7 protein-coding genes are annotated in these 5,871 nt (G+C 70.5%); 2 read left to right on the forward strand and 5 right to left on the reverse strand.

Features of this window, described 5'->3' with window-relative positions; all coding sequences use genetic code 11:
* The coding region (locus tag VFF46_RS39085; RefSeq protein ID WP_325042327.1) for a glycoside hydrolase family 16 protein at positions 1 to 556 on the forward strand (556 nt) is incomplete at its 5' end.
* Positions 557 to 694: 138 nt separating this feature from the next.
* Here the strand turns inward: VFF46_RS39085 and VFF46_RS39090 are convergent.
* Both VFF46_RS39090 and VFF46_RS39095 read right to left on the reverse strand, forming a co-directional pair.
* Positions 695 to 2,482 carry a DEAD/DEAH box helicase gene (locus tag VFF46_RS39090; RefSeq protein WP_325042328.1) on the reverse strand — a complete coding sequence of 596 codons (1,788 nt, stop codon included), beginning with the start codon at positions 2,480 to 2,482 and terminating at the stop codon, positions 695 to 697.
* Positions 2,483 to 2,540: 58 nt separating this feature from the next.
* On the reverse strand, positions 2,541 to 3,113 hold the full coding sequence (locus VFF46_RS39095) for a Uma2 family endonuclease (protein ID WP_325042329.1): 573 nt from the start codon (positions 3,111 to 3,113) through the stop codon (positions 2,541 to 2,543).
* Positions 3,114 to 3,234: 121 nt separating this feature from the next.
* Here VFF46_RS39095 and VFF46_RS39100 point away from each other — a divergent pair, with 121 nt between their 5' ends.
* On the forward strand, positions 3,235 to 3,504 hold the full coding sequence (locus tag VFF46_RS39100; RefSeq protein ID WP_325042330.1) for a DUF3039 domain-containing protein: 270 nt from the start codon (positions 3,235 to 3,237) through the stop codon (positions 3,502 to 3,504).
* Here VFF46_RS39100 and VFF46_RS39105 read toward each other — a convergent pair whose 3' ends face one another.
* From VFF46_RS39105 to VFF46_RS39115, 3 genes are all read right to left on the reverse strand, one after another.
* The gene (locus VFF46_RS39105) at positions 3,505 to 4,062 is read right to left on the reverse strand and encodes a YqgE/AlgH family protein (protein WP_325042331.1); all 558 of its coding nucleotides are present in this window, start codon (positions 4,060 to 4,062) and stop codon (positions 3,505 to 3,507) included.
* A 7-nt stretch (positions 4,063 to 4,069) separates the two neighbouring features.
* The gene (locus VFF46_RS39110) at positions 4,070 to 4,453 is read right to left on the reverse strand and encodes a VanZ family protein (RefSeq protein WP_325042332.1); all 384 of its coding nucleotides are present in this window, start codon (positions 4,451 to 4,453) and stop codon (positions 4,070 to 4,072) included.
* On the reverse strand, positions 4,450 to 5,871 hold a 1,422-nt coding region (locus tag VFF46_RS39115), incomplete at its 5' end, for an NAD-dependent malic enzyme (RefSeq protein WP_325042333.1). The genes VFF46_RS39110 and VFF46_RS39115, both read right to left, overlap by 4 nt.

The following is a 5,871-nucleotide window of genomic DNA, read 5'->3' on the forward strand; positions in this document are numbered from 1 at the left end:
CGAGTGGCACACCTGGGACGCGCTGTCCGTGCGTGACGGCAAGCTGACGATGACCGCGAGGAAGAACAACCCGGCGCCGGGGTACGAGTGGTCGGGCGCGCTGATCACCACCGGGCAGGCGTGCGGGCACGAGCCGTCGAATTCGTTCGCCGTCCAGCCTGGTGACTATGTCGAGACCCGGCTGAAACTCCCGTCGGCCAAGGGTTTCTGGCCGTCGACCTGGACCTGGAACGGCAACGGCTCGAACGAGCAGGACACGTACGAGTTCTACAGCGACAACCACAACGCGCTGTATCTCACCAACCACCAGGCGCCCGGCGGCAGCTGCACGTACCAGTCGCCGACCGACCTCACCACGGGCTGGCACACGATCGGCGAGCAGCTGGGGCCGGACCATACGGTTTGGTATCTCGACGGCCAGGAGGTTTGTCGGCAGGGCGCGTACTCCGGGACCGGCGACGCGCTGATCCTCGACCTGTTCGTGTTCGGGAAGATCCCACGCACCGTGACGTCGGAGTCGATGCAGGTCGACTACGTGCACGTGTACCGCCACTGATGGACTGAGGCCCAGCACCTCAGGCAGGGTGCTGGGCCTCGGGGGGCGCTAAGCCTCGGGGGTGCTGGGCCTCGGGGGACTGGGCCTCGGGGGGTGCTGGGCCGGGGGGTGCTGGGGCCTCAAGGGATCGAGCAGTGGTCAGGCGCGGCGTTGGGCGGCCCAGTCGCGGATCAGCTCGATCCGCTCCTTCAGCTGGATCGACGACGCGTGTGCCGCGGCCGGCCCGCCGAGCTTGCGGCGCAGGTCGTTGTGGATGACGCCGTGCGGCTGCCCGGTGCGGTGGTGCCAGGCGGCGACCAGGCCGTTCAGCTCCCGGCGGAGCAGCGCGATCTGCTCGTGCGTGGCCAGCTCGGTCGGCGTCGGGTCCTCGCGATCCGCCGGGCGCTGGGACTTCTTCTGCGCGGCGAGCGACTTCTGCTGGCGCTTGTGCAACAGCTCGCGGACCTGGTCCGGCTCCAGCAGCCCCGGCAGCCCGAGGAAGTCCAGCTCCTCGTCCGACGCGTTGTCGCCGCCGGTGCCGTAGTCGCCGCCGTCGAACACCACCCGGTCGAAGCTCGCGTCCGACCCGAGCGCCTCGAAGTTCCCCTCGAGCTCGTCGCTCGCGCCCTCGGCCTGGTTCGCCTTCTTCAGCAGGTCGTCCTCGAGCGCGAAGATGTCGCCGTCCTCGTTGCTGTTCTTCCGCCCGAGGACGTGGTCGCGCTCAACCTCCATCTCGGCCGCGAACCCGAGCAGCCGGGTCACCGACGGTACGAACACCGACGCCGTCTCGCCGCGCTTGCGCGCCCGGACGAACCGCCCGACGGCCTGGGCGAAGAACAGCGGCGTCGAGGTCGGCGTCGCGTACACCCCGACCGCCAGCCGCGGTACGTCGACACCCTCGGACACCATCCGGACCGCGACCATCCACCGGGACTCGTCCTCGGAGAACTTGGCGATCTTCTTGCTCGCCGCCTTCTCGTCCGACAGCACCACGGTCGGCGACTCACCGGTCAGCTCGCGGAGCGTCTTCGCGTACGCGCGGGCCGAGTTCTGGTCGCCGGAGATGACCAGCGCGCCGGCGTCCGGCATGTGCCGCCGGACCTCGGTCAGCCGCTTGTCCGCGGCCGCGAGCACGGCCCCCATCCACTCGCCGGCCGGGTCCAGCGCGGTCCGCAGCGCCTGCGCGGTCAGGTCCTTGGTCAGCGGCTCGCCCAGCCGGGCGGCGACCTCGTCACCGACCTTGGTCCGCCACCGCATCTCGCCGGAGTACGACATGAAGATCACCGGCCGGACGACGTGGTCGCGGAGCGCGTGACCGTACCCGTACGTGTAGTCCGCCTTGCTCCGGGCGACGCCGTCGTGACCTTCCTCGTACGTGACGAACGGGATCGGGTTGTCGTCGCTGCGGAACGGCGTACCGGTCAGGCAGAGCCGGCGCGCGGCGGGCTCGAACGCCTCCCGGACGCCGTCACCCCAGCTCAGCGCGTCGCCGCCGTGGTGCACCTCGTCGAGGATCACCAGCGTCTTGAACCGCTCGGTCCGGACCCGGAAGGCGAGCGGGTTCACCGCGACCCCGGCGTACGTCACCGCGACGCCCTGGAAGTCCTTGTTGGTCTTGCCGCGGCGCCCGGCGAACGCGGGGTCGATCGCGATCCCGGCCCGGTCCGCCGCGTCGGCCCACTGGGTCTTCAGGTGCTCCGTCGGCGTCACCACGGTGATCCGCTCGATCAGCCGCCGGTGCAGCAGCTCGGCGGCCACGGTGAGCGCGAACGTCGTCTTACCGGCGCCTGGCGTCGCGACCGCGAGGAAGTCCCGCGGGTTGCTGTCGAGGTACTGCTGCAGCGCCTCGGCCTGCCAGGCTCGCAGCTTGCTCGCGGTACCCCACGCTGCCCGGTCCGGGTAAGCCGGCGGCAGGACAGCAGGATTGGCCGGCACGTGCGAATCCACAGACAGCTACTCCCCCGAAGTCGACAGTGTGCCGGGCAGGAAGGTTACCCGAGATCGGTTACGAGATCAGATCGGCAGGCACCACCGTCACGTCGAACGGGCTGGTCAGCCGCGCCGGCTCGTCCCCGGTGGCCTTCGCGACCTGCACATATGCCCCGTCCCGCAACTCCCAGGCGATCAGACTCGGCGTGTCGGGATCCACCACCCAGTACGCCGGGCAGCCCGCCGCCTCGTACCGCGAGAACTTCACCATCACGTCGAACCGCCGCGTACTCGGCGACAACACCTCGACGGCAAGCAACGGCGGACCTGGGAGTTCGCCCGTCGCGAAGTCGTCTCGGCGGGCGACCAAGACGTCCGGCTGGACGACGGTGTCCTCTGCAAGCACGACGTCGAACGGCGCGGGCAACGCACACAGCTCCCGCGGGCACGCCAACCGGAGCTTCACGAGCACACTGGCGACAATGTCCTGATGCGCGAACGCCGGACCAGGCGTCACGACGAGCACTCCGTCGATGAGTTCGTGACGGCGGCCGTCATCCGGCCACCGATCGAGGTCGGCTCTCGTCAGGGGCGCGCCGGGCGACTGCAGCCACGGATCGGGGGTCTGCATCTGTTCCACAGCACTCATACTGCCTCCTTGGGTCGGTCACGGCAGAGAAGGTGCCGCGATCTGCCCCTGGATGCCCCGGGATTCCCCGAGCTGTGGAAAAGTTCCGGGTCGGCTGGTGACACGTCCTACACTCGGGGGTATGAGTACTCAGCTGACCCCCGGCGCGGAGACGGTTGTCGACGAGCGGACCCAGTCTGCGCCGGCCGAGCCCGGCGATCACGAGCGGTTCTCGCACTACGTGCCGAAGGACAAGCTGACCGAGGCGATGGTGATGGGCACCCCGGTGGTCGCGCTCTGCGGCAAGGTGTGGGTGCCGAGCCGCGACCCGCAGCGGTTCCCGGTCTGCCCGGAGTGCAAGGAGATCTGGGACTCGCTGAACCCGGGCGACGACGGCGGCGACGGCGAGTAGTCAGTTCTGCGTCGGGTCGTCGGGGTACGTCGAGACGTAGGCCATCTGGTCGTTCTGGCGGCGGAGCACCCGGCGCCAGAGCGTGTCCGGTTCGTGGCCGAACACGTCGGCCGGCTCCGACTCCACGACGTACCAGGCGCCCTCGGCGATCTCGCCCTCGAGCTGACCGCTGGACCAGCCGGCGTACCCGGCGAAGATCCGCATCCGGGTGATCGCGCCCTCCAGCAGCTCCGGCGGTACGTCGAGGTCGACCAGCCCGATCCGCCCGAAGCACTCCCGCCAGCCCGGCGGGTCGGTGGCCTCGGCCACCTCGGCGACCGCGAGCGCGCTGTCGGTACCGACCGGGCCGCCCATGAACAGCACGCCCGGCTCGTCGACGGCCGTCGACCAGTCCGGCAGCACCCGGTCAACGGACAGGTCCGCGGCCCGGTTCACCACCACCCCGAGCGCGCCGTCGTCGTCGTGGTCCAGCAGCAGGATCACCGAACGGCGAAACGGCGGCTCGTCGAGCAACGGGGTCGCCACCAGCAGCGATCCGGTCAGGGTCGAGACCGTCATGTCTCCATCATGGCGTACGCCGGGGCACCCGCGCGGCCTTCGCGCCGGCCAGCCAGGCACCGAGCGCGACCCCGGCCAGGTCCGCGAGCGCGTCGAACGGGTCGCCGTCGCGCTGCGGCAGGAACCAGTGCTGCACCAGCTCGCTGATCACCGCGTTCGCGGCCAGTGCCCCGAGCAACCACCGGGCCGGCAGCCCGGCCTTCAGCCCGGTGAACGCGACCGCCCCGAACAGGATGCAGTGCGCGACCTTGTCGATCTGCGGGATGCCGAGGTTCGGACCCGCCTCGCGCGGCGCGTACACGCCGTACAGCTGCACGGCGGCCGCCACCACGAACGCGACCCGCCAGACCCAGACCGGGATCCGGGTCCCGGTCTCCGTGCTGACCGTCACAGCGCGGGGGCGTCGTCCGGGAAGTTCTCGTGCGCCGGGGCCTTGCCGCCGGCCGCGTCCCGGACCGCGTGCGCGACCCGGGTGTGCACCTCCGGGTGGAAGACGCTCGGCACGATGTACGTCGCGTTCAGCTCCTCGTCGGTGACCACCCCGGCGAGCGCCTTCGCGGCCGCCAGCTCCATGTCGACCGACACCTTCGACGACTGTGCGTCGAGCAGGCCGCGGAACACCCCGGGGAAGACCAGCACGTTGTTGATCTGGTTCGGGTAGTCGCTCCGGCCGGTGGCCACCACGGCCGCGTGCTCGCCGGCCTCGGTCGGGTCGACCTCGGGCGTCGGGTTCGCCAGCGCGAACACGATCGCGTCGTCGTTCATGGTCGCGATGTCGGCGCCGGTCAGCAGGTTCGGCGCGGAGACGCCGATGAACACGTCGGCACCGGCCAGCGCGCCCTTCAGGTTGCCGCTGTACTTCGCCGCGTTGGTGTTCTCGGCGATCCAGCGCAGCTCCGGCGACAGGCCGTCGCGCTCGGTGTGGATGACGCCGTCGATGTCCGCGACCGTCGTGTCCTTGACCCCCGCCGCGAGCAGCAGCTTGAGGATCGCGGTACCGGCCGCACCGGCGCCCGACAGCACCACCCGGACGTTCGTGATGTCCTTGCTTACCACGCGCAGCGCGTTGTAGAGCGCCGCGAGCACGACCACCGCCGTACCGTGCTGGTCGTCGTGGAAGACCGGGATGTCCAGCTCCTCGCGCAGCCGGGCCTCGATCTCGAAGCAGCGCGGCGCGGAGATGTCCTCCAGGTTGATCCCGGCGAAGCCCGGGGCGATCGCCTTGACGATCTGGACGATCGCGTCCGGGTCCTGGGTGTCCAGGCACAGCGGCCAGGCGTCGATCCCGGCGAACCGCTTGAACAACGCGGCCTTGCCCTCCATCACCGGCAGCGCGGCCTTCGGGCCGATGTTGCCGAGGCCGAGCACGGCGGAACCGTCGGTGACGACCGCGACGCTGTTCCGCTTGATGGTCAGCCGGCGGGCGTCGTCGGGGTTGTTCGCGATCGCCAGGCAGACCCGCGCGACGCCCGGCGTGTAGATCATCGAGAGGTCGTCGCGGTTGCGGATCGGGTGCTTGGCCTCCATCGAGATCTTCCCGCCGAGGTGCATCAGGAAGGTCCGGTCCGAGACCCGGCCGATCTCCACGCCCGGTACGGCGCGCATCGCCTCGACCAGGCGGCCGGCGTGCTCGGTGTCGGCCGCGGCACAGGTGACGTCGATCCGCAGCCGCTCGTGGCCGGACGCGGTCACGTCGAGCGCGGTGACCAGACCGCCGGCCTGCTCGACCGCGGTCGTCAGCTTGCTCACCGTCGAGCCACCCGCGGGCACCTCGAGGCGAACGGTGATGGAGTACGAAACACTCGGCAA

This window comes from Kribbella sp., assembly GCF_035655035.1.
In the GTDB taxonomy this organism is placed as follows: Bacteria; Actinomycetota; Actinomycetes; order Propionibacteriales; family Kribbellaceae; genus Kribbella.

Coding starts and splice junctions, on each gene's coding strand:
- VFF46_RS39100 (WP_325042330.1), top strand. CDS start 3,235: ATGAGTACTCAGCTGACCCCCGGCGCGGAGACGGTTGTCGACGAGCGG.
- VFF46_RS39095 (WP_325042329.1), bottom strand. CDS start 3,113: ATGAGTGCTGTGGAACAGATGCAGACCCCCGATCCGTGGCTGCAGTCG.
- VFF46_RS39105 (WP_325042331.1), bottom strand. CDS start 4,062: ATGACGGTCTCGACCCTGACCGGATCGCTGCTGGTGGCGACCCCGTTG.